The sequence below is a fragment of the Pseudomonas sp. AU11447 genome, from assembly GCF_001672555.2.
Classification (GTDB): domain Bacteria; phylum Pseudomonadota; class Gammaproteobacteria; order Pseudomonadales; family Pseudomonadaceae; genus Pseudomonas; species Pseudomonas nitroreducens.
In genome coordinates this window covers 86,152-109,229 of record NZ_LZDG02000029.1, presented here as the reverse complement: position 1 = coordinate 109,229, position 23,078 = coordinate 86,152, and the positions used below count along the sequence as shown (strand labels likewise).

The window sequence follows — 23,078 nt, the reverse complement described above, 5'->3', positions numbered from 1 at the left end:
CGATATCAATGCACGGTTGGCGCGGGGCGAGATGCCGCAGGGCAGCTGATCCCGAGCGTTAACGAAGAAGGCCCGCTTGATGCGGGCCTTTTTTTGGAGTTGGGTGTTTCTGCGCCGCATTTGCGTGTTCGGATGTATTGGGTTTCGCCCCCTCGGGCGAGTCACTTCTTTCAAACGCCAAAGAAGTAACCAAGAAGGCTTGCCCCGGACATCCGGTTTTTCGCTTAGGCGAAAAATTCCCTCGTTGCAACGAAGTTTCAGGGGCACGCTGCGAAGGGCCGTCCCTGGCCCATCGCAGCTCTCGCGACATCCATGTCGCTCAACCCCCGAAACTACGCTCCAACGAGGCCTCCTGAACGGGGCATTCGGCGTGTGCGGACATTTCTCTGGAAGACTTCAAAGCCAAAGCCAAAGCCAAAGCAGAGCCAGAGTGAGCATGGATAGCTCCCTCTCCCTTCAGGGAGAGGGTTGGGGAGAGGGTGGTTCAGCGTTCTTCCAGAGCGCTTGCGAGCAAGCCCACTCCCAGCCGTTACTTCCCCTGACCTAGGAGCAGACTTCGTCCGTGATTGCCTCGCCGACCTGAGAGGGCGGCTTGTCAGCGGGATTCAGTTCACGACGTTCCGCACAAACCGCACCAGCACATCCCCATGGTTCTGGTAGGAAAACGGCTGGTTGCTCTTGAACACATGAAACCCACCGGCCTCGACTTCCACCGTCTCCTCGGCGAGGACAATGGTCAGCCGGCCCTCGATGACATAGGCCATGTCATGCCAGCCTTCGGCGTCGGGCTCGGCGTTGTAGCGGTCGCCGGGGGCGAGTGCCCAGTGCCAGAGTTCCGCCTGGCGCGTGGCAGGTGTGCTGGCGAGGAGGGTGCCGCGGCTGTCGGGCTGCTGGCCGCCCCAGGCGACGGCGTCTACGCGGGTCAGGCCGCCGGTGGCCGGTGGGCGTACCAGGTCGGCGAAGGTCACGTGCAGCGCGGCGGCGATGCGGTCGAGGGTTGCGAGGCTGACGTTGTTGTCGCCTCCCTCGATGCCGACCAGCATCCGCCGGCTGACGCCCGAGGCCTTGGCCAGCGCGTCCTGGCTGAGACCGGCGCTACGACGGTGCGTCTTCACGTTATCGGCGACGTGGACCAGCACGCTGGGACGTTCAGAAGGGGTGGGCAGTATATTGCTCATTCTGGCCTTTTTGCGCATTATGTTGCGCATAACAGTCAATCAAGATTTTCCCACCGTTGCAACGCCTGTCCTGGTCCGCATCATGCCTCGCTCTCGCTTTCTTTCCACTGTCTTTCCCATCCTCATCCTGATCGTGTCCATGGCCTCGATCCAGACCGGTGCGTCCGTCGCCAAGAGCCTGTTCCCGGTGCTCGGCGCGGAAGGCGTGACTTCCATGCGCCTGATCTTCGCCGCCATCCTCCTGCTGGCGATCCTGCGGCCGTGGCGCACCTCCCTGCGCGGCAAGCCGCTCAAGCCGCTGTTCATCTATGGCGTGACGCTGGGCCTGATGAACCTGACCTTCTATATGGCGCTGCAGACCATCCCGCTGGGTGTCGCCGTGGCCCTGGAGTTCACCGGGCCGCTGGCGGTGGCGCTGTTCTACTCGCGCAAACCCATCGACTTCCTGTGGATCGCCATCGCGGTGGTCGGTCTCGGCCTGCTGCTGCCGATCGCTGACTTCGGCAACGGCATCGACCCCAAGGGCGCCGCGCTGGCGCTGGGAGCGGGGGTCTGCTGGGGGCTCTACATCATCTTCGGCCAGCGCGCCGGCAACGACCTGGGCGCCCAGGGCGCGGCGCTGGGCATCACTATCGCGGCGATCTGCGTAGCGCCGATCGGCCTCGCGCACAGCGGCATGGCGCTGTTCGATGTCAGCCTGTTCCCGGCGCTGCTGGGCGTGGCGATCCTTTCCAGCGCGTTGCCCTACACCCTGGAAATGGTTGCGCTCACCCGTTTGCCTGCACGTACTTTCGGCACCCTGATGAGCATCGAGCCGGCATTCGGTGCGCTGTCCGGGTTGTTCTTCCTCGGCGAGCAACTGACCTCGCACCAGTGGATCGCCATCTGCGCCATCATCGTGGCCTCCATTGGGACGACGCTGAGCAGCCGGCCGAAGCCGGCGCTGGTCGCTGACTGACGGCTCCTCAGAAGGTATCCGGCGAGCCGTTGGTAGGATGGGTGGAGCGCAGCGATACCCATGCTGTCCGTGCACGGGATTGATGGGTATCGCTGCGCTCCACACCATCCTACGCAGTGTTTTTCCTGCAGGACTCCCAAACGAAAAAGCCGCCCAAGGGCGGCTTTTTATGTTTCCGGCACTATCCCGCCACGCGCCTCTCGTTCAGCACGATCTGCCGCTTGGCGCTGCGTGACAGGCGGATGCACAGCATCACCGCCGCACAGGTCAGGCCGACGATCAGGCCTTCCCACAGGCCGCGCGGGCCGGTGGGCTCCTGCAGCCAGTGGGCCAGGCCGAGGCTGTAGCCCACCGGCAGGCCGATGCCCCAGTAGGCGAACAGGGTCATGATCATGGTCGCGCGGGTGTCCTGGTAGCCGCGCAGGGCGCCGGCGGCGGTGACCTGCACGGCATCGGAGAACTGGAACAGCGCCGAGAACACCAGCAGCGTAGCGGCCAGGGCCAGCACTTCCGGGTCCTGGGTGTAGAGCCCGGCGATGTGCTCGCGCATCAGCAGCATGCCGCTGGCGGAAATGCAGGCGTACGCCAGCGCCGCGCCCATGCCCACGCCGGCGGCGAAGCGCGCATCGCGCGGGGCGCCGGCGCCCAGCGACTGGCCAACGCGTACCGTCACGGCCATGGCCAGCGAGTAGGGGATCATGAATACCAGCGCGCTGAAGTTCAGCGCCACCTGGTGCCCGGCGACGACCTTCTCGCCGAGCTCGCCAATCAGCAGGGCGATCACCGAGAAGATGCTGGATTCGGCGAATACCGCGATGCCGATGGGCAGGCCCACCGCCACCAGGCTGCCGATCACCTTCGGCTGCGGCAGTTCCCAGTGGCTGAACAACTGGCTCGGCTGGTAGACCTTGGCCCAGTTCACCCAGAACAGCATGCCCAGCAGCATGAACCACATCACCGAGCCGGTAGCCCAGCCGCAGCCGGGGCCGCCCAGGGCCGGGAAGCCAAGGTGGCCGTAGATCAGCACGTAGTTGATCGGGATGTTCAGCATCAGCCCGCAGATGCCCAGCACCATGCTCGGCCGGGTGCGGCCCAGGCCGTCGCTGTAGCAGCGCAGCACGTGGTACAGCGCCACCGCCGGCAGGCCGCAGGCGATACCGCGCAGGTAGAAGCAACTGGGCTCGATCAGTGCTTCCTCGACCTTCATCGCCCGCAGTACCGGCTCGGAGAGCAGCCACAGCGTCGCGCCCGCCAGTGGGCCGACCAGCAGCGCCAGCCACAGCGCCTGGCGTACCAGCGGGCCGGTCCCGGCCTGATCGCCGGAACCGTAGCGCTGGGCCACCTTGGCGGTGGTGGCGAGCAGGGTGCCGGTCATCAGCAGGAACACCGGAATCCAGATCGAGTTGCCCAGCGCCACGGCCGCGAGGTCACGCGGGCCGACGCTGCCGGCCATCACCGCATCGACGAAGCCCATGGCGGTAGTGGCCAGCTGGGCGATCATGATGGGCGCTGCGAGGGTCAGCAGTTCCTTGAGTTCGGTGGCGGTGCGCCGTCCGCGGGAGACGGGCTGGGCGAGGCTGGTCACGGCTTTCCTTGGTGAAAGAAATTGGCGGGAAGCCGACCAGTTTAAGGGCTGACGGGCCAGTCAGGAAGTCTTGCCTGCGCCGCGCGGGACCGCGCGCAGGGCTGAAGGATCGGCGCTGACGCAGGGCGCATAACGCGCCAGCGTTATCCGCCTTTAGGGGAGCGGCGGATAACCTGTTCCAGGTTATGCGCCCTACATGGCTGTGCGGGACCGCGCGCAGCAGCGCTGGTAAAGTACCCGCAGCCGATTTCTGGAGTCAGCCCATGCGTATCCTTGCCGATGAAAACATTCCCCTGGTCGAAGCCTTCTTCGGTGCACATGGCGATATCCGCCGTCTGCCCGGACGCGGCATCGACCGTGCCGCCCTGGGCGATGCTGAAGTGCTGCTGGTGCGCTCGGTGACGGACGTCAGCCGCGAGCTGCTCAAGGGCAGCCAGGTGAAATTCGTCGGCACCTGCACCATCGGCACCGATCATCTCGATCTCGATTACTTCGCCGAGGCCGGTATCGCCTGGTCCAGTGCGCCGGGTTGCAATGCCCGTGGCGTGGTCGACTGGGTGCTGGGCAGCCTGCTGGCGCTGGCCGACGTGCACGGCGCGAAGCTCGCCGAACGCCGCTATGGCGTGATCGGCGCTGGGCAGGTGGGCGGTCGTCTGGTGGACGTGTTGCGCGGCTTGGGCTGGGATGTGCGCGTCTGCGATCCGCCCCGCGCGGCTGCCGAGGGCGGCGATTTTCGCAGCCTGGAGGAAGTGCTGCGTGAGTGCGACGTGATCAGCCTGCACACGCCGCTGACCCGCGACGGCGACAACCCGACCCGCCACCTGATCGACGCCGCGCGCCTGAAGGCGCTGCGCCCCGGCACCTGGCTGATCAATGCCAGCCGCGGCGGCGTGGTCGACAACACCGCGCTACGCGTTCACCTGGAATCCGGCGCGAATCTCGATGTGGCGCTGGATGTCTGGGAGGGCGAGCCGGAGGTCAATGTTCGCCTGGCCGAACTCTGCCGTATCGCGACGCCGCACATCGCCGGCTACAGCCTCGACGGCAAGCTGCGCGGTACGGCGCAGATCTACGAGGCGTTCTGCGCCTGGCAGCAGCGCGCGCCGGAAGTCGATCTCGACGACCTGCTGCCCGCGCAATGGCTGGCCGAACTGAGCCTCAAGGAAGAGTGCGACCCCGACTGGGCACTGGCGATGCTCTGCCGTGCGGTCTATGACCCGCGCAGCGACGACGCCAACTTCCGTCGCAGCCTGGTAGGCGATACCAAGACCCGGCGGGCGGCCTTCGATGCGCTGCGCAAGCATTACCCGCCGCGGCGCGAGATCACCGGGCTATGGGTGGACATCCAGGGTGATTCGCCGCGCCTGGAAAGCCTGCTGACCGCCTTGGGCGCCAACCGGGTCGGGGAGTAGGACGGACGCGCCGCCGCACCGACTGTCAGCGGCGTGGCTGCTCGCAGGTCTTGTCCAGTTCCTGGCAGGCGCGCTGGATCATGTCTTCGGTGATCGGGACCTCGCGGCCCTGGGCATCGATGATCGAGCCGCCGACCGGCTGCTGCGGGTTGCGCGGGGCGGGGCGGGGAGTGGGTTCACGGTGGGTTTGCAGGCTCATGGCCAATCTCCTCTACATCAGGTTCGTTGCAGTCTAGGCAGATCAGATGAAAGCCCGGTGACAGAGGCTGCGCGCGGCAGCGCCGAAGAACCGTCACCGAAGACAGACGACCAATGCCCTCGCAGATTGCATGCCAATCGCGTGGTCCCCGGTCGTTTGCTTGTCGTTATAGTGAGTGGAACCGTCGCTTCCCTGGTCCGACCCGGCATTGCGCCGGTGGTTCGAAGAAGTTTCCCTCGAGGTTGAGTATGGACAGGATTCGCATAGGGCTGATCATCAATCCGCTGGCCGGTATTGGCGGCCCGACGGCGCTCAAGGGCAGTGACGGGGTGGCCGATCTGGCCCTGGCGCGCGGCGCGCAGCCGCGGGCAGCGGAGCGCACCCGCGTGGCACTGGAGCATCTGTTGCCGGTGCGCGAGCGCCTGGAGTTCCTCACCGTTCCCGGCGCCATGGGCGCCGAGCTGCTGGCGAGCATGGGCTTCGGCCACCGCCTGGTCGGCGTGCTGGAAAAGCAGCAGAGCAGTGCGGCGGATACCCGTCACGCCGTACAGGCGCTGCAGGATGCAGGCGTGGCGCTGATCCTCTTCGCCGGTGGCGATGGCACCGCGCGGGACGTGGCCGAAGTGGCCCGCGAGGGCCAGCCGGTGCTGGGCATTCCCGCCGGGGTGAAGATCCATTCCGGCGTCTACGCCATCAGCCCGCGTGCCGCTGGGGAACTGGCGCGGCGGCTGGTCGACGGCGGCCTGGTGCGCCTGACCCAGGGGGAAGTGCGCGATCTGGACGAAGCCGCGCTGCGCGAAGGCCGCGTCGCCGCGCGCTGGTACGCCGAGCTGACGGTGCCCGAGGAAGGCCACTTCATGCAGCACGTGAAGCAGGCCGGCATGGAAACCGAGGAACTGGTGCTGGCCGATCTCGCCGCCTGGCTGGAGGACAGCTGGGATAACGACGTGCGCTACGTCTTCGGCCCCGGCTCGACGCTGCATGGGCTGGCTGCCGACCTGCACCTGGACACCACGCTGCTGGGCGTCGACGTGATCGAGAACGGTGAAGTGATCGCCCGCGATGTCACCGAGGCGCAGTTGTTCGAACTGGTGGATGGCCACCCGGCCTTCCTGCTGGTGACGGCCATTGGTGGCCAGGGGCATATCCTCGGCCGTGGCAACCAGCAGATCAGCCCACGGGTGCTGCACGCCATTGGCATCGAACGGCTGCGGGTGATCGCCACCAAGCGCAAGCTCGGCACTCTCGAAGGCCGGCCGCTGCTGGTGGATAGCGGCGACGCCGAGCTGGACGCAAGCTTCCCCGCGGCCGTGCGCGTGTGGGCCGGATACAAGGAAGAACTGCTCTATCCGCTGGGCTGGGGCAGCGAGGGCTGAAACCGCTCGAAGGCACGGTGGTGATTACCCGCGTTGCTGATCTAGACTCCTGCACTTCGTGAAAACGGGACGAGGGAGCAGGGCCATGCATTCGGGCGGTTGTCTGTGCGGCGCAGTGCGTTTCGAGATCGATGGCGAACTGGCGCCTGTCCAGGTCTGCCATTGCAGCCAGTGCCGCAAGGCCCAGGGCGGGCCGTTCGCCACCAACATTCCCGTGGACCGCGCGGCCTTCCGTCTGCTCAGCGGCGAGTCGCAGCTGGGCGAGTATCGCGCTTCCCCCGATAAGAAGCGCGTGTTCTGCCGCACCTGCGGCTCGCCGATCTACAGCGCCCGCGATGCCCTGCCGGAGACTTTGCGGGTGCGTGCGGGAACCCTGGACGAGCCGGTACGGACAAAGCTCGAAGCACATTATTACGTCGCGTCCCGCGCCAGCTGGTGGCCGCTGGAGGACAATCTGCCCCGTCACGAGGGTGCAAAACCAGGATGAATAAGCTGGCGCAGCCGCCAGCACTCAGGGAGTAGCAGGGTCAGTGGGAATGGAACGGAAATTTCGCGTGCTGGTGCTCGGTGGCTACGGTAACTTCGGCAGCCTGATCGTTCGGCGTCTGAGCGGTATCGAAGGAATCCGCGTACTGGTCGGCGGACGCGACCAGCGCCGCGCCAATGAACTGGCCGCGCAGGTGGGCGGCGAGGCGGTGTGCCTGGACATGAACCAGCCGACCCTGGCCGGCCGCCTCAACGAGCTGAAGGTGGACCTGGTGATCTCCACCGCCGGCCCCTTCCAGGGACAGGATTACCGCGTCGCCCGTGCCGCCATCGGTGCCCGCGCGCATTACATCGACCTGGCGGACGCGCGCCAGTTCGTCTGCGGCATCCATGAACTCGACCGCGCTGCGCGCAGCGCCGGCGTGCTGGTCTGCAGCGGTGCCAGCTCCGTGCCTGCACTGGCCGCCTCGGTGATCGACGAACTGCTACCGCGCTTCCAGCGGCTGGACAGCATCCACCATGGCATCAGCTCCTCGGCGAAGATTCCCGGCCAGGCCACCGTGTCCGCGGTGCTCGGTTACTGCGGCAAGCCGTTGCGGCAGTGGCGCCAGGGGCGCTGGCAGGACGTGCACGGCTGGCAGGGGCTCAATCGCCACCGTTTTCCCGCTCCCCTGGGCCAACGCTGGCTGGCCCATTGCGATGTGCCGGACCTGGACCTTTTCCCGCAGCGCTATGCCGGCGTGCAGGACGTGCGTTTCTCCGCCGGCCTGGGCCTGCGGCTCACCCAGTTCGGCACCTGGGGCCTGTCCTGGCTGGTGCGCGCCGGTCTGGTGAAGGATGCTGCGCGACTGGGCGCCGGCCTGCACCGCATGGCCGTGGCCATGGAGCCGCTGGGCGATGGCCGCAGCGGCATGTTCGTCCAGCTGCACGGCCTTGACGGCGACGGCAAGCCCCTGGCGCTGTGCTGGGAAATGCTCGCGCAGCGCGACCATGGCCCGAACATCCCCTGCATGGCCGCGGTGGCGCTGGCGCGCAAACTGGCCGCCGGGCAGCTGCGCCAGCGTGGCGCCACTCCCTGTATCGGCCTGCTCAGCAAGGATGAGTACGTGGCTGAACTGGAGGGCCTGGATATCTCCCACGGCCTGCGCGAGCTGGCCGCGCATTGAGCACCGGGTGTTGCCCTGGCAACAGTCGATCAGCAACGCTGTTGCCTGAGTGACATGGATTACCCCGGAAACCCCGCTCAAGTGCCCTGAAATCGCACATTTCCTTGTTGTTACGGCCCTTTCGGGGGTTGGTACGGCCCTTGCTCAAGGCTTCTGTACCTAGCGCAACAGTCAACAGGGAAAACCCATGACCAGCCCCATCAAAGTGGTCGCCGTTTCCGGCGGCACCTATCGCCCCTCGCGCACCCTGGTGCTCACCCAGGCCGTACTGGACGCTCTCGGCGAGCAGCTTCCGGTAGACGCTCGAGTGATCGAACTGGCCGACATCGCCCGCCCGCTGGGCGCCGCGCTGTCCCGCCAGGAACTCTCTGCCGAGCTGGAGGCCACCCTGCGCGAGATCGAGACCGCCGACCTGCTGGTCGTCGCCTCGCCGGTCTACCGCGGTTCCTATCCGGGCCTGCTCAAGCATCTGTTCGACCTGGTGGACATGAACGCCCTGATCGACACCCCGGTGCTGCTCGCCGCCACCGGTGGCAGCGAGCGCCACGCGCTGGTTCTCGACCACCAGCTGCGCCCGCTGTTCAGCTTCTTCCAGTCGATCACGCTGCCCATCGGCGTGTACGCCAGCGAGGCGGACTTCGCCAACTACCAGATCACCAGCGACACCCTGCGCGCCCGCATCCAGCTGGCCGCCGAACGTGCCGCACCGCTGTTCGCCCGCCCGCAACTGCGCAAGACCGCCTGAGGAGCCCTCCATGAACGTGTTCTGGTTCCTGCCCACCCACGGTGACGGCCACTTCCTCGGCACCAGCGAGGGCGCGCGCCCGGTGTCGCTGCCTTATCTCAAGCAGATCGCCCAGGCCGCCGATTCCCTCGGCTACTACGGCGTGCTGATTCCCACCGGCCGCTCTTGCGAGGATTCCTGGGTAGTCGCCTCGGCCCTGGCGCCGCTCACCGAGCGCCTGCGCTATCTGGTGGCGATCCGCCCGGGGATCATCTCGCCGACCGTCTCCGCGCGCATGGCGGCGACCCTGGACCGCCTGTCCGGCGGGCGCCTGCTGATCAACGTGGTCACCGGTGGCGACCCGGACGAAAACCGTGGCGACGGCATCCACCTCAGCCATGCCGAGCGCTACGAAGTCACCGACGAATTCCTGCGTATCTGGCGCCGTGTGCTGCAGGGCGAATCGGTGGACTTCGCCGGCAAACACCTGCAGGTGGAGAACGCCAAGGCGCTTTATCCGCCGATCCAGAAGCCCTACCCGCCGTTGTACTTCGGTGGCTCCTCAGCCGAGGCCCACGACCTCGCCGCCGAGCAGGTGGACGTCTACCTGACCTGGGGCGAACCGCCACAAGCGGTCGCGCAGAAGATCGCCGACGTGCGTGAGAAAGCCGCGAAGCAGGGCCGCACTGTGAAGTTCGGTATCCGCCTGCACGTGATCGTCCGCGAGACCGCCGAGGAAGCTTGGCAGGCCGCCGACAAGCTGATCGCCAACATCTCCGACGAGACCATCGCCAACGCGCAGAAGTCCTTCGCCCGCTTCGATTCCGAAGGCCAGCGGCGCATGGCCGCGCTGCACGGCGGCCGGCGTGACCAGCTGGAGATCTACCCCAACCTCTGGGCCGGCGTCGGCCTGGTGCGCGGCGGTGCCGGCACCGCGCTGGTGGGCGACCCGCAGCAGGTCGCCGAGCGCATCAAGGAGTACGCGGACCTGGGGATCGACAGCTTCATCTTCTCCGGCTACCCCCACCTGGAAGAGGCGTATCGCTTCGCCGAGCTGGTCTTCCCGTTGCTGCCCGAACCCTATGCGAGCCTCGCCGGGCGCGGCGTGACCAACCTTACCGGGCCCTTCGGCGAAATGATCGCCAACGACGTGCTGCCCGGACGCAAGGCCGGCTGAGCCCCACCCATGACGTGCCGGGCAGGAGCCCGGTACGCATTCAATCGAACAAAGAGGAAGCGAGCGTGAACGCCAAGACGCGTCTCGACGCACAGACACCCGGGCAAATAGCCCAACGCCTGGCCGCCGGTTTCGCCGAAACCGCCGCCGAGCGCGACATCCGTGGCGGCACGCCGAAGGCCGAGCGCGATGCGCTGCGCCAGAGCGGCCTGTTGTCGCTGATCATCCCCAGCGAGTACGGCGGCCTGGGCGCCGACTGGAGCACCACGCTGGACATCGTTCGCCAGTTCGCCGTGGTCGATAGCTCCATTGCCCATGTGTTCGGCTTCCAGCACCTGATGCTGGCCACCGTGCGCCTGTTCTCGCGCCCCGAGCAGTGGCAGCCGTGGTTCGAGCTGACCGCGCGCAACCAATGGTTCTGGGGCAACGCCCTGAACCCGCTGGACACCCGCACCGTGTCGCGCAGCTTCGCCGGCTGGCGCGAATTTTCCGGGCGCAAGAGCTTCTGCTCCGGCGCCCTGGATTCGGAAATGCTCATCGCCTCGGCGCTGGACGGCGAGGGTGGCAAGCTGCTGATCGCTGCGATTCCCACCGCGCGCAGCGGCATCAGCCTCGCCCACGACTGGGATAACATGGGCCAGCGCCAGACCGACAGCGGCAGCGCCACCTTCGAGCGCGTGCGCGTGGAGGAGAGCGAGCTGCTGCTCGATCCGGGCCCGCTGAGCACGCCCTTCGCCTGCCTGCGCCCGCTGATCGCGCAACTGATCTTCACCCATGTGTTCCTCGGTATCGCCGAAGGTGCGTTCGAAGAGGCGCGGCAGTACACGCTCAAGGAAGCTCGCCCGTGGTTCCGCTCCAACGCCGCCACGGTCAGCGAAGACCCTTACGTGCTCGCCCATTACGGCGAATTCTGGGTCGGCCTGGAAAGCACCCGCCTGCTGGTGCGCCGCGCCGCGCAACTGCTGGATGAAGCCTGGAACAAGGGCGCCGCGCTGGATGCCGACGAACGCGGGCGGCTGGCCGTGGCCATCGCCACCGCCAAGGTCGCGGCCACCCGCAACGGCCTGGAAATCTGCAATCGCCTGTTCGAGGTCACCGGCGCGCGGTCCACCCATGCCGCGCTGCGCATCGACCGCTACTGGCGCAACCTGCGTACCCAGACCCTGCATGACCCGGTGGACTACAAGGTCCGCGAGTTGGGTGACTGGGCGCTGAACCAGCAACTCCCGCAACCGACTTTCTACTCATGAATGCGACCACACCCGAGGGTTTGCTGACCCTGCCCAAGTCCCCCGCGCTGGCCACTTCCATCCGCGCCACCGCGCAGGTGTTCGAGGACCCGAAATCCCAGGCGTTGCTCGACCACCTGCAACAGGTCGCGCCCAGTGAGGCCAGCGTGCTGATCATCGGCGAGACCGGCACCGGCAAGGAATTGGTGGCGCGGCACATCCATAACCTCAGCGCGCGGCGCAGTGGCCCGTTCGTGGCGGTGAACTGTGGGGCCTTCTCCGAATCCCTGGTGGAGGCCGAGCTGTTCGGCCACGAGAAGGGCGCCTTCACCGGTGCGCTGGCGGCCAAGGCCGGCTGGTTCGAGGAGGCCAACGGCGGCACCCTGTTTCTCGATGAGATCGGCGATCTGCCGATGCCGATCCAGGTCAAGCTGCTGCGCGTCCTGCAGGAGCGCGAAGTGGTGCGCCTTGGCTCGCGCAAGAGCATCCCGATCAACGTGCGGGTGCTGGCGGCCACCAACGTGCAGCTGGAGAAGGCGATCAACGCCGGGCACTTCCGCGAGGACCTCTACTACCGGCTCAACGTGGTCAGCCTGGAGCTTTCGCCGCTACGCGAGCGCCCTGGCGACATCCTCCCGCTGACCCGCCACTTCATTGCCGAGTACAGCCGGCGCCTGGGCTATGGGCAGAGCCAGCTCAGCGCCGAGGCGGCGCAGAAACTGCGCAGCTATTCCTGGCCGGGGAACATCCGCGAGCTGGAGAACGTCATCCACCACACCTTGCTCATCTGCCGCGACGGCGTGGTGCGCGCGGAGGACCTGCACCTGTCCAACCTGCGCATCGATCGCAGCGACGAGCCACGGCTGGAATCGCTGGGCGCCGAGCAGATTCTCCAGCAGGCCTTCCAGCGCCTGTTCGAGGAGCAGGGCGGCAACCTGCACGCGCGGGTGGAGGATGCATTGCTGCGCGCGGCTTATCGCTTCTGCCACTGCAATCAGGTGCACACCGCCAACCTGCTGGGCCTGAGCCGCAACGTCACGCGCACGCGGCTGATCGAGATCGGCGAACTGGTGGTGAACAAGCGCCGCGGCGCGGCGGTGATCGACCCGGAGCGGGGCGTGCGGCTGTCGATCTAGGCCTGTCTATTTGGAGGTATTCACCGCGGGCAACTGATCCACGGCAACGAAACCGGCCACTGGCCAGCCTAGACTCCGGGACCGCCCATCCCAAGCGAAAGGAGTCACCCATGCACGTGGACATCGCCATCGTCGGCGCCGGCCCCGCCGGGCTTTGCCTGGCCCGCTCGCTGTCGGGCAATGGCCTGTCGATCCTGCTGATCGACCGCCAGCCGCTGGCCGCCGTGGCCGAACCCGCCGAGGATGGCCGGGAGATCGCCCTGACCCACGCTTCACGCGCCGAGTTGCAACGCCTGGGGATGTGGTCGCGGATCGACCCGCAGGAAGTCTCGCCGCTGCGCGATGCCCAGGTGCTCAACGGTCCGTCGCTGTTCACCCTGCGCATCGAGGCAGAACAGGCCGGGGCCGAACAGCTGGGCTACTTCGTGTCGAACCAGATGATCCGCCGCGCGGCCTTCGATGCAGTGCACGAGTGCCCGGATGTCTCGCTGGTCTGCGGGCGTGCGCTGCGCTCGTTGCGTGTCGAACAGAATGGCGTGGACCTGACGCTGGATGACGACAGCCGTGTGCATGCGCGCCTGCTGGTCGCCGCCGACAGCCGCTTCTCCGAGACGCGGCGGATGCTCGGCATCGGCGCGCATATGGAAGACTTCGGCAAGACCATGATGGTCTGCCGCATGGCCCATGAGAAACCGCACCACAACGTCGCCTGGGAATGGTTCGGCTATGGCCAGACCCTGGCGCTGCTGCCGATCAACGGCGACCGCTCCTCGGTGGTACTGACCCTGCCGCAGCGCGAGATGGCGCCGTTGCTGGAGATGGACGAGAACGCCTTTGCCCACGAGATGGAACGCCGCTTCGACCGCCGACTGGGCGGGATGGAACTGCTCGGCCCGCGGCACAGCTACCCGCTGGTGGGCGTCTACTCCGACCGCTTCGTCGGCCCGCGCAGCGCGCTGATCGGCGATGCCGCCGTCGGCATGCACCCGGTGACGGCGCACGGCTTCAACTTCGGCCTGCAGAGCCAGCGCCGGCTGGCCAATGAAATCCTCGCGACCCATCGCCGTGGCGGTGATATCGGCGGCGCCTGGCCGCTGCGCCGCTACGCGATGAGCCACCGTCTGGCGACCTGGCCGCTGTATCAGGCGACCCGATTGATCGTCGGCATGTATACCGACCCGCGCCCGCCGGTGCGCCTGCTGCGCAATGCCGGCCTGCGCCTGGCGCAGAACCTGCCGCCGCTGCGCACGGCCATCGCCAGGCACCTGACGCAGGGGGCCTGAGGGCCGGCTCGGCATCGCCCTCAGCGGTACGAGCCCTGCAGGGCTGGCCCAGAGAGAGCAAAAGCGTTCGCGAGCAAGCTCACTCCTACGGATGCCGGGATATTCGGTGCGCTTTTCGTAGGCGTGAGCGTGCTCGCGAACGGCTGAGCCTGATGTCTCAGGCTGCCTCGGTCTGCCGCGCCTTCTTCTGCTCCAGCTCCCGCACCAGCGGCAGTACCTTCTCGCCGAAGTAGCGCACCTCTTCCTGGAAGTGCAGGAAGCCCGCCAGCACCAGGTCCACGCCCACGGCCTTGAGCGCGACGATGCGTTCGGCGATCTGCTGCGGCGTGCCGATCAGGTTGGTCTTGAAGCCGTCGTTGTATTGCACCAGGTCTTCGAAGCTGGACTTGGCCCAGTTGCCTTCGCCTTCCGGTGACGCCGCCCCCGCCTGTTTCGCCGCATGGCCGAAGGCATTCACCGCTTCCGGGTCGGCCTTGTCGATGATCTCGGCGAGCACCGCTCGGGCTTCTTCCTCGGTGTCGCGGGCGATGACGAAGGCGTTCACCCCGATCTTCACCGAGTGGCCGTTGGCGGCGGCCTTCTCGCGGATGTCATCCACCTGGGCCTTGATGCCTTCGACGCTGTTGCCGTTGGTGAAGTACCAGTCGGAGACGCGCGAGGCCATGTCCCGCGCGGCCCGCGAGCTGCCGCCCTGGAAGATTTCCGGATGCGGCCGCTGGATCGGCTTGGGTTTCAGGGTGTAGTCGTGGAAGCGGTAGAAGTCGCCCTTGAAGGTGAAGTTGTCCTCGGTCCAGATGCCTTTCAGGGCGCGAATGAATTCCTCCGAGCGACGGTAGCGCTCATCGTGTTCCAGCCAGGGTTCACCAATGGCCTGGAACTCGCCCTTGAACCAGCCGCTGACGATGTTCACGGCGATGCGCCCGGCGGTGAGCTGGTCGATGGTCGCCAGCTGCTTGGCGGCCAGCGAGGGCGTCCAGGGGCCGGGGAGGATGGCGGCGATCACCTTGAGCTTTTGCGTGGCGCCCAGCAGTGCGTGGCTGAAAGCGACGGACTCGTGCTGGTTCTCGGCGCCGTAGCCGGCGGTGAAGCGAATCTGTGTCAGCGCGTAGTCGAACCCGGCGTCCTCGGCGATGCGCGCCAGTTCGCGGTTGTAGTCGATGTCCCAGTGGGTGCGCTGTTCGATCTTGCTGACGACCAGGCCGCCACTGACGTTGGGCACCCAGTAGGCGAAGCGGATCGGTGGTTGGCTCATGGCGCGACTCCTCGTTGCTGTACGGCGGCGAAGGTGCCGCAACGTGATCAGAGCGAAAGCCGTGCCACGGGGGGAAATTCCAGCCTGATCAGCAGCTTGCTGATTCGTTTGGACAGCAGCCGGTGTTTTGCCGGGAGCAATGCTGCTGGCCAGGTGTTGGCCAGGCAACAGTGACGGGTGCGACAACCGGCCCCTGAGCAGGCTTGGGGAAGGCTGTCAGAATTCCCCGTTCACCTGCTCCCAGAAGCGGGGACCTCCTGCGTGCGAATCCACAACAGAAGAAATCCAGGGGGCACCATCATGGCCATCACTTCCAGCGATATCTGCAACGCCGCCGAGGGCCTGTCCGGCTTCGTCGGCTTCAACCTCAAGACCGGCAAGTACATCGTGCGCTTCAGCGAGGATTCCTTCGGCATGGACGTGGCCGAGGACAGTATCCGTCCGGCGTGCGAGTTCGTCTGGGCACCCAGGAGCGGCGAGGTGATGACCTTGAGCAGAGAGTGCCTGCAGATCCTCGCCGAGCAGAATATCCACGACAGGCTGAACCTCAGCGAGGCGTTGCTCACCTATCTGCGCCGCACTGATCTGCCGGAGATCGCCGCCGAGCGTCGGCTGAAGTGATCACCACGCCTGGGCGCCGGGCGTTCGCAGGGGCGGGGAGCGCCGGGTTGCGCGAAGCCGGGGAGGGGTTCGCGGGCTCGCTCCTGCAGGGTACGAAATAGCAGGATACGCAGGAGCGGGCGCCGTCCGCGATAGGTCCGCATCGCGCGGAGTCCATCGCGGAAGGAGTCCGCTCCTACGCTCATTGCACCTTACTCAGCCAGTTCCTTGCGCAGGTCCGCCACCTGGCTGGCGGTCACCGGTGTCGCCGCGTTGCCCCAGGTGTTGCGCACGTAGGTCAGCACCTTGGCGACCTTGTCGTCGTCGAGGTTCCAGGCGAACGAGGGCATGGCCGGCGCCGTCGGGGCGGCGTCGGTGCTTCCGGCGCGGCTGCCGGCCAGCACCACGCGGATCAGCGAGGTGGGATCGTCGTTGTTGACCAGGGGGGCGGCGGCCAGGGTCGGGAACAGGTTCTTCACGCCCTGGCCGTTGCTCACATGGCAGGCGGAGCAGCGGTCCGCGTAGATCGCCTTGCCCGCCACCATGGCGGCGGCGTCCGCCGCCATGGGTGGGGGAGCGGCCTTGCCGGGGGCGCCATCCTTGAGATACACGGCGACCGCCATCAGGTCCTCGTCGCTCCAGTGCTGGGTGGAGTTCTCCACCGCTTCGGCCATCGGGCCGGAGGCGATGTCGAAGCGGTTGGCACCGGTTTTCAGGTACTGCACCAGGTCCTGCGTGCTCCACTGGCCGATGCCGCTGTGCGGGTTGGCGGTGATGTCCGGGGCGACCCAGCCCTGCAGGTTGGCACCGGTGAGGAAACGGTCGTTGTCATCACCGCCGATCAGGTTCTTCGGCGTGTGGCAGGTGCCGCAATGGCCCAGGCCCTCCACCAGGTAGGCACCACGGTTCCACTGCGCTGACTTGTCTGGCTTGGGAACGAACTCGCCCTGGGTGAAGTTCAGCCAGTTCCAGCCGATCAGGCTGGTGCGCACGCTGAAGGGGAAGGGCAACTGGTTGGTTTCCACCGGGTTGCGCACCGGCTGCAAGGTCTGCAGGTAGGCCCAGAGCGCCCGGTTGTCCTCGCGGTGTACCTTGGTGTACGCGGTGAACGGCATGGCGCCGTACAGGCGTTTGCCGCCCCAGCTGTGACCGGTGGACATCACCGCCTGGAAGTCCTCGAAGCTCCAGCGTCCCAGGCCGGTGTCTGGGTCCGGGGTGATGTTGGCACCGACCAGTTTGCCGAACGGTGTCTCGATGGCCACGCCGCCGGCGAACGGCGCGCCGCCGGGCAGGGTGTGGCAGGCGGTGCAGTCGCCGACGACGGCGAGATAGCGACCTTTTTCCACCAGGTTGTAGGAGTCCGCGCCCGTTCCTGCACTGGCTTGCTGCAGGTTCAGGCCCAGCAGGGCGAGGGTGCCGATGCGAAGGAGAGTCTTCATGCGCTGATCATCTCCCCGGGGCGTTTCAGGTATAGCCGGCGGATTGCATCGGCGGCCTTGAAGGCCAGTGCGCCGACAGTGCCGGTAGGGTTGTAGCCGGGGTTCTGCGGGAAGGCCGAGGAGCCCACCACGAACAGGTTGGGTACGCCCCAGACCTGCAGGTGCTTGTTCACCGAACTGTTCTTCGGATCGGCGCCCATGATGAAGCCGCCGACGATGTGCGACGACTGGTAAGAGGTATTCGACCAGGGGCCTTTGCGCGGAGCCGGGACAATCTGCTGCGGGTTCATGCTGCGGGCGATCTCTGCCACCTTGTCGGTGCAGTACTGCGCCATCCGCAGGTCGTTTTCCGGGAAGTCGAAGGTAATGCGCAGCAGCGGGCGACCGTGGGGGTCGTTGTAGTTGGGGTCCAGCGACAGGTAGTTGCTGCGCGTTGTGTAGCTGCTGGCCTCACAGCCGATGGACATGTTGCTCAGGTAGCTTTCTACCGTGGCTTTCTTCCATTGGGAGCCCCAGGCAGGCGTGCCGGGCGGAACCGGCCGCGAGTCGATCGGGGCGGCGCCGATCGGGGTCACGCGGGTGCTGCCGCCGCCGACGAACCCCAGTCCGGAATGGTCGAAGTTGTCGTTGTTGAACTCGTCGATGCCCATGCCGATGGCGCCGCCACCGATGAAGGGATTGAAGTTCTTGTCCTTGAAGAACAGCTTGACGCTGTTGGCCGTCTGGTAGGCGAAGTTGCGCCCGGTGGTGCCGGAATTGGCGATCGGGTTGTAGGGCTCGCCGACGCCCGAAAGCAGCATCAGCCGCACGTTCTCGAAGATGAACGCGGCGACCACCACGATGTCCGCCGGCTGTTCCCATTCCTCTCCGCTGGAGTCGACGTAGACGATACCGGTGGCACGGGAACCGCTGCTGTCCATGGTCACCTTGAGCACTTCGGAGTTGGTCCGGGCGGTGAAGTTGGGTTTGCGGATCAGCGCCGGCAGGACGTTGACGATGGCGCTGGCCTTGGAATAGTTGGCGCAGCCGTAGTTGGTGCAGAAACCGCAGAAGGTGCAGGGCCCCATGGTCACGCCCAACTGGTTGGTGTAGCCCTGGGAGGCCAGTGCCGAGGGCACCGGGAAGGGTTTGTAGCCCAGGTTGCGCGCCGCTTCGGCGAACAGCGTCGGGGCGTAGGTCTGCGCGGTGGGCGGGTTGGGGTACTCGCGCGAGCGCGCGCCCTCGAAGGGATTGCCGCCTTCGACGAGGGTGCCGCCGAGGTTGCCGGCCTTGCCGGAAACGCCGGCGAGCCGCTCGAAGGCGTCGTAGTGCGGCTCCATTTCCTCCCAGGTGGTGCCCCAGTCCTGCAGGGTCAGCTCTTCGGGCACTTCCTTGCCGTAGCGCTCCTTCAGGTGGCTGGCCAGGCGGAATTCCTCGGGCTGGAAGCGGAAGGTGATACCGGCCCAGTGGTTGCCCGCGCCGCCGGTGCCGTTGCCGGGGTGGAACGAGCCCCAGACGCGCATCGGCAGGGCGGTCTCCGACTCCTTATTGCGCATCGTGCAGGTGTTCTGCCGGGTGCGCAGCATCAGCTCCTGGCGGCGGTTGTAGCGCAGTTCGTCGGCGGCCGAGGCGAGGTTGAAATCGCTGGCGGTGTCGCGCCAGGGGCCGCGTTCGAAGCCGATCACATCGAGGCCGGCGTCGGCCAGTTCGTGGGCGATGATGGAACCCGCCCAGCCGAGCCCGACAACCACGACGTCGGTGGAAGGTAGTTTCTTGGCCATGGCGTTGTTAACCCTTCTTGGTCCAGGCGGAGCTGCCGACGATGGAGAGCGGCACGAGATTCAGCTTCTGGTTGTGCAGGCTGATGTAGTCGCGGTAGTCGTAGCGCGCGCCGGGGAAGCCGAGCATCTTCCACGACACCATGTCGCGATTGCCGCCATAGATGGGGTCGGCGAAGAAGCCTTCCATGGTGTTGTCCAGCACCTGCTGGAAGAACGCCTTGGCGTCGATGCCGTCGAGGGTGATGGCGCCTTTTTCCAGGTCGGTCAGTACCTGGTCGCGCTGTTCGCCGGGCAGGGCGCTGAACGGCTTCTGGAACTTGCCCTGGCAGTACTTGCCCAGCGCGGCCAGGCCGATGCGGTAGCGCTCGCGCGGCACCAGTGGCGACTGGTCGGCCTGCGCGGGCGTGCCCGGCGTGAAGGGGCCGGTCATGTACAGGCGGCCGAAGTCGCCGTAATCGCTCACCAGCTGGCGGTCGATGAACACCGCGCAACCGGCGTCCTTGCCGCTGACGCTCAGGTCATCGGCGGGAATCAGTTGCTCGACAATGGCCTCCACCTCGGTGGCTTCCTCGGCGGTGAAGAACTGCCAGCCGGGGCTGTCGTAGTGCAGCGGGCCGTTATGGTCGAAGGGCAGCCATTTCGGCGTGCCGATCACGGTGGCGGCCTGGGTGCTGGCGGCGGCGCCCACGGCCAGGGAGGCGGCGGAAGACTTCAACAGCTGACGCCGGGTGAATCCCTTGGGGTGTTCGGTCATTTCGGCTCCTGAGGCAGTACCCGTCCGCTCGTTATCGAGGTGGCAGGGACGGGTAGTGCCAGGTCAGTTCACGGTGATCTGCGCTCGCGGCAGGTGCCGGATGAGCGGAGCGAGGGTGCGAAGTCGCCCCGTCGGGGCGCTGTGCAGATCGGCTGAACGGGTCCTTCGCCCAGGCGGAATCTGCGATTCGTCTTCTCCACGCGCGTTTTTAGACTAGAGGCCGTAACAGAATGTTGCAGAAATTTTCGCGGTAAATGTTTATTGCGGAATTCGAGAAAATACGCGGAATAGAGCGGTTATCTGGAGACGATGGGTTGCAGCTTCTTGTAGGAGCGAGCTTGCTCGCGAACCACCCCACTGTGGGGCCTGTTCGCGAGCAAGCTCGCTCCTACGAAGAGCAAATCGGCGCGAGGGGCGTCAGAGGAACATGCCGCCCGAGGCTTCCACGCGCTGGCCGTTGATCCAGCGGCCGCCCTCGGAGAGCAGGCTGGCGATCACTGCGCCAATGTCGTCTGGCAAGCCGACCCGGCCCAGGGCGGTGTTGCTGGCGATCTGCTGGTTCAGCTCGGCGTTGTCGCGCACCCGGCCGCCACCGAAATCGGTCTCGATGGCGCCGGGGGCGAGGATGTTCACGGCAATGCCGCGCGCGCCCAATTCTTTCGCCTGGTACTTGGTCAGCGTCTCCATGGCGCCCTTCATGGTCGCGTAGGCGGCGTAGCCGGGCAGGGAGAAACGCGTCAGGCCGCTGGAGACATTGAGGATGCGGCCGCCGTCGGCAATCAGCGGCAGCAGCTTCTGGGTCAGGAAGAACGGGCCCTTGAGCTGGATGTTCATCAGTTGGTCGAACATCTCCTCGCTGGTCTCGGCGAAGCTGGCGTAGAGGCCGATGCCGGCGTTGTTCACCAGGAAGTCGAAGTTCTGGCGGCCAAACGTCTCGCCCAGGGTGGCGCGGATCTGCTCGGCAAAGGCGGCAAAGCTGGCGCTCTCCGCTACGTCCAGGTGCAGCATCACGGCGCGGCCGCCGTGCTGTTCGATCTCGGCGGCGACGGCCTGGGCTTCGTCGGCCTGGCTGCGGTAGGTGCCGATGATGTCGACGCCCGCGGCGGCGAGGTGCAGGGCGGCGTTGCGGCCAAGGCCACGGCTGGCGCCGGTGATGAGAGCGATCTTGCGGGTCATGGCGAAGCTCCTTGTTTGCGGTAGCTGGCGGGTGGGATTAAGGGATAGCTTATTGTTCGATTGGGTGGTGATAAACCGGCTGAAATCGGAAATACTGGTCGGTATGAGCGAACAATGATCCGCGAACAACAGGCCTGCCCATGATCCGCCCCGACCTCCTGCGTACCTTCGTCCGCGTTACCGAACTGGCCAGCTTCACCCAGGCTGGCGAGCAACTCGGCCTGCCGCGCTCCACCGTCTCCGAGCACGTGCAGGCGCTGGAGGAGCTGCTGTGCACGCGCCTGCTGCAACGCACCACCCGGCGCGTCACCGCAACCCAGGACGGGCTGGTGCTCTACGAGCGCAGCAAGGACATGCTGGCCCAGCTGGACGAGTTGCAGGGCCTGTTCCGCCAGGACGACGAGGCCCTTGGCGGCCGCCTGCGGGTGGACATGCCGACGGTGATGGCGCGCAAGCTGGTAATGCCGCGCCTGGGCGAGTTCCTCGCGCGGCACCCGGCGCTGGAGCTGGAGGTGAGCTGCACCGACCGCCGAGTCGACCTGGTGCGCGAGGGCTTCGATTGCGTGGTGCGGGTCGGTGCGGTGAACGATCCGTCGGTGGTGGCGCGCACCCTCGGGCAGTTCCCGCAGGTGACCTGCGCCAGCCCGTCCTACCTTGCCGAGCGCGGCGTGCCGCAGTCGCTGGACGACCTGGCGGGGCACCAACTGATCCACTACGTCACGGTGCTGGGCGCGCGGCCGCCGGGCTTCGAGTACCTGCATCAGGGCGAGGTGCGCTACATACCGATGGGCGGAGCGTTGTCGGTGAACAACGCCGAGGCTTACGAGAGCGCGGCCATGGGTGGGCTGGGGATCATCCAGGTGCCGGTCCATGGCGTGCTGGATGACCTGGAGGCGGGGCGTCTGGTGCAGGTGCTGGGGCACATCCCGCTGCCACCCATGGAAATCTCCCTGCTCTACGCGCATCGCCGTCTGCCGCAGCGGGTTCGCGCCTTCATGCAGTGGCTGACGCAGCTGCTGGGCGAGCCCGGTGTGCTGGGTTCGCCCGTGATCGCCAGGCCCTAGCTGGCCCAGTCGGAATTCAGGATCACCTCGCAGAAGTTGCCGCGCACGAAGTCCGCATCCTTCATGGCCAGCACGTCGGCCTTGACGTTGCCGAAGGTGGTTTGCGGCTTGGCTTTGATGCCGTCGTAGAAGGCCTGCAGGATGTCCTGCTTGAACTGCCCGCCGCGCGGGTGGGCGGCGACCACGGCGTCACGCTGGGCGTCGGGGAACTGCTGATAGGCGATGCCCAGCACGTCCATCTCCACGCCGGCGGTGACCAGGGCGATCTCCGGCTTCATGTGCTGCGGGATGCCCGGCGTGGTGTGCAGGGCGATGGCCGTCCACACGGTGTCGATGTCGCTTTCGGCGATGCCATGGCTGCGCAGGAATTCGGCGGCGCAGTCGGCGCCGTCCACTTCGAAACGTTCGCACTGGCTGCAATAGCGCGGCATCAGGCCCATGTCGTGGAACATCGCGCCGGCGTAGAGCAGTTCGGCGTCGAACTTCAGGCTCTTGCGTGCGCCGGTCAGCGCGCCCCAGTAATAGACGCGGGAGGAGTGGTGGAAGAGCAGCGGGGTGGCGTTGTCGCGGACCATCTCGGTGATGGCCTTGGCGAGGCTGCTGTCGGGGACTTTGACGCCGTTCAGGTCGAGGCTCATGGCGGGCTCCGGGGCTGGGTTTCCAAGGTGCGGCGCGGGCTGCGTCGCGGTTGGTTCCATTGGAAATCCACGGCCATGCGCGGACAACGAGAGCGAGGGAGCGAATCCGGACAGCCAGCGTTCGTTTGCTGCCAAGGGGTGTCATGGTCTCGTGTCGGTGCCCCTGTTGCCCTCTCCCTAACCCTGGCTACGCGTCCCGCTCCGAAGGGCGAGGGACTGGATCGGCGCAGAGTCATACCGATACGTCAGCCGGCACGAATAGCTCCCTCTCCCTTCAGGGAGAGGACTGGGGAGAGGGAGCTTCGAACAAGAGTTTCAGGAAGCTCGATGTTTTCTCTTCACGCTCTGCTTCGAAGGCAGGAGCGCTTGATCAATCCTCCAGAAAACTTGTCGTTTTTCATCAAGAGCCGCCGCAGGCGTGCCCCTAGATTTGTCCTCGAACCGAGCCGCCGGACCATGAGCCGGCCACGCCAGAAGAAGCCGAGG

22 protein-coding genes are annotated in these 23,078 nt (G+C 66.5%); 13 read left to right on the top strand and 9 right to left on the bottom strand.

The genetic code is table 11. The annotated features are described in order from the left end of the window. Positions 1-189, top strand: a 189-nt coding sequence (locus A6723_RS32280; RefSeq protein WP_218188779.1) for a hypothetical protein, incomplete at its 5' end; no start/stop codon positions are given. Between the two features lie 416 nt (positions 190-605). Here A6723_RS32280 and A6723_RS08715 read toward each other — a convergent pair. Further along, entirely contained in the window at positions 606-1,208 is a 603-nt protein-coding gene (locus A6723_RS08715) for a helix-turn-helix domain-containing protein (protein WP_054909546.1), read from the bottom strand. 52 nt (positions 1,209-1,260) lie between these two features. On the opposite strand from A6723_RS08715, the gene rhtA reads away from it, so the two are divergent. After that, entirely contained in the window at positions 1,261-2,136 is an 876-nt protein-coding gene (rhtA, locus tag A6723_RS08710; protein ID WP_054909545.1) for a threonine/homoserine exporter RhtA, read from the top strand. A 181-nt stretch (positions 2,137-2,317) separates the two neighbouring features. Here rhtA and A6723_RS08705 read toward each other — a convergent pair whose 3' ends face one another. Next, positions 2,318-3,721 carry an MATE family efflux transporter gene (locus A6723_RS08705; RefSeq protein WP_054909544.1) on the bottom strand — a complete coding sequence of 468 codons (1,404 nt, stop codon included), beginning with the start codon at positions 3,719-3,721 and terminating at the stop codon, positions 2,318-2,320. A gap of 263 nt (positions 3,722-3,984) precedes the next feature. Here A6723_RS08705 and pdxB point away from each other — a divergent pair, with 263 nt between their 5' ends. After that, complete coding sequence (pdxB, locus tag A6723_RS08700; RefSeq protein ID WP_054909543.1) at positions 3,985-5,133, top strand: 4-phosphoerythronate dehydrogenase PdxB; 1,149 nt, start codon at positions 3,985-3,987, stop codon at positions 5,131-5,133. A 25-nt stretch (positions 5,134-5,158) separates the two neighbouring features. On the opposite strand, the gene A6723_RS32085 is transcribed toward pdxB, so the two are convergent. Continuing rightward, the gene (locus A6723_RS32085) at positions 5,159-5,332 is read right to left on the bottom strand and encodes a PA1571 family protein (protein ID WP_164488251.1); all 174 of its coding nucleotides are present in this window, start codon (positions 5,330-5,332) and stop codon (positions 5,159-5,161) included. Between the two features lie 248 nt (positions 5,333-5,580). On the opposite strand from A6723_RS32085, the gene A6723_RS08695 reads away from it, so the two are divergent. The 8 genes from A6723_RS08695 (at position 5,581) to ubiM (ending at position 13,909) form a co-directional block, all read left to right on the top strand. Beyond that, complete coding sequence (locus tag A6723_RS08695; RefSeq protein WP_054909542.1) at positions 5,581-6,708, top strand: ATP-NAD kinase family protein; 1,128 nt, start codon at positions 5,581-5,583, stop codon at positions 6,706-6,708. 85 nt (positions 6,709-6,793) lie between these two features. Next, positions 6,794-7,195, top strand: a complete 402-nt coding sequence (locus A6723_RS08690; RefSeq protein WP_054909541.1) for a GFA family protein — start codon at positions 6,794-6,796, stop codon at positions 7,193-7,195. A gap of 49 nt (positions 7,196-7,244) precedes the next feature. Beyond that, entirely contained in the window at positions 7,245-8,360 is a 1,116-nt protein-coding gene (locus tag A6723_RS08685) for a saccharopine dehydrogenase family protein (RefSeq protein ID WP_064979608.1), read from the top strand. A gap of 187 nt (positions 8,361-8,547) precedes the next feature. Then, the gene (gene msuE / locus A6723_RS08680; protein ID WP_064979607.1) at positions 8,548-9,105 is read left to right on the top strand and encodes an FMN reductase; all 558 of its coding nucleotides are present in this window, start codon (positions 8,548-8,550) and stop codon (positions 9,103-9,105) included. A 10-nt stretch (positions 9,106-9,115) separates the two neighbouring features. Further along, a complete protein-coding gene (gene ssuD, locus A6723_RS08675; RefSeq protein WP_054907199.1) occupies positions 9,116-10,261 on the top strand; it encodes an FMNH2-dependent alkanesulfonate monooxygenase in 1,146 nt (381 codons plus the stop codon). A gap of 65 nt (positions 10,262-10,326) precedes the next feature. Further along, a complete protein-coding gene (locus tag A6723_RS08670) occupies positions 10,327-11,511 on the top strand; it encodes an acyl-CoA dehydrogenase family protein (protein WP_054907198.1) in 1,185 nt (394 codons plus the stop codon). After that, positions 11,508-12,626: a sigma-54-dependent Fis family transcriptional regulator gene (locus A6723_RS08665; RefSeq protein WP_054907197.1), complete on the top strand. Its 1,119-nt coding sequence runs from the start codon at positions 11,508-11,510 to the stop codon at positions 12,624-12,626. The genes A6723_RS08670 and A6723_RS08665 overlap by 4 nt, the downstream gene beginning before the upstream one ends. A gap of 110 nt (positions 12,627-12,736) precedes the next feature. Further along, complete coding sequence (ubiM, locus tag A6723_RS08660; RefSeq protein WP_054907196.1) at positions 12,737-13,909, top strand: 5-demethoxyubiquinol-8 5-hydroxylase UbiM; 1,173 nt, start codon at positions 12,737-12,739, stop codon at positions 13,907-13,909. 157 nt (positions 13,910-14,066) lie between these two features. On the opposite strand, the gene sfnG is transcribed toward ubiM, so the two are convergent. Further along, the gene (sfnG, locus tag A6723_RS08655) at positions 14,067-15,161 is read right to left on the bottom strand and encodes a dimethylsulfone monooxygenase SfnG (RefSeq protein ID WP_054907195.1); all 1,095 of its coding nucleotides are present in this window, start codon (positions 15,159-15,161) and stop codon (positions 14,067-14,069) included. 300 nt (positions 15,162-15,461) lie between these two features. Here sfnG and A6723_RS08650 point away from each other — a divergent pair, with 300 nt between their 5' ends. Next, complete coding sequence (locus tag A6723_RS08650; protein ID WP_054907194.1) at positions 15,462-15,782, top strand: DUF2025 family protein; 321 nt, start codon at positions 15,462-15,464, stop codon at positions 15,780-15,782. A gap of 191 nt (positions 15,783-15,973) precedes the next feature. Here A6723_RS08650 and A6723_RS08645 read toward each other — a convergent pair whose 3' ends face one another. The 4 genes from A6723_RS08645 to A6723_RS08630 all read right to left on the bottom strand — a co-directional run bounded on the left by A6723_RS08645 (position 15,974) and on the right by A6723_RS08630 (position 20,890). Then, a complete protein-coding gene (locus A6723_RS08645) occupies positions 15,974-17,200 on the bottom strand; it encodes a cytochrome c (protein WP_054907193.1) in 1,227 nt (408 codons plus the stop codon). Continuing rightward, the gene (locus A6723_RS08640; protein WP_054907192.1) at positions 17,197-18,960 is read right to left on the bottom strand and encodes a GMC family oxidoreductase; all 1,764 of its coding nucleotides are present in this window, start codon (positions 18,958-18,960) and stop codon (positions 17,197-17,199) included. The genes A6723_RS08645 and A6723_RS08640 overlap by 4 nt, the downstream gene beginning before the upstream one ends. A 7-nt stretch (positions 18,961-18,967) precedes the next feature. Then, positions 18,968-19,714, bottom strand: coding sequence for a gluconate 2-dehydrogenase subunit 3 family protein (locus A6723_RS08635; RefSeq protein ID WP_054907191.1), 747 nt, complete (start codon positions 19,712-19,714; stop codon positions 18,968-18,970). A 417-nt stretch (positions 19,715-20,131) separates the two neighbouring features. Further along, a complete protein-coding gene (locus A6723_RS08630; RefSeq protein WP_054907190.1) occupies positions 20,132-20,890 on the bottom strand; it encodes an SDR family NAD(P)-dependent oxidoreductase in 759 nt (252 codons plus the stop codon). A gap of 140 nt (positions 20,891-21,030) precedes the next feature. Between A6723_RS08630 and A6723_RS08625 the strand changes: the two genes are divergently transcribed. Further along, positions 21,031-21,954 (top strand): LysR family transcriptional regulator, encoded by a 924-nt coding sequence (locus tag A6723_RS08625; protein WP_054907189.1) that lies wholly within the window; start codon positions 21,031-21,033, stop codon positions 21,952-21,954. Here the strand turns inward: A6723_RS08625 and A6723_RS08620 are convergent. Beyond that, positions 21,951-22,592 (bottom strand): HD domain-containing protein, encoded by a 642-nt coding sequence (locus A6723_RS08620; RefSeq protein WP_054907188.1) that lies wholly within the window; start codon positions 22,590-22,592, stop codon positions 21,951-21,953. The two genes, A6723_RS08625 and A6723_RS08620, sit on opposite strands and share 4 nt — an antisense overlap. Between the last annotated feature and the right edge of the window lie 486 nt (positions 22,593-23,078).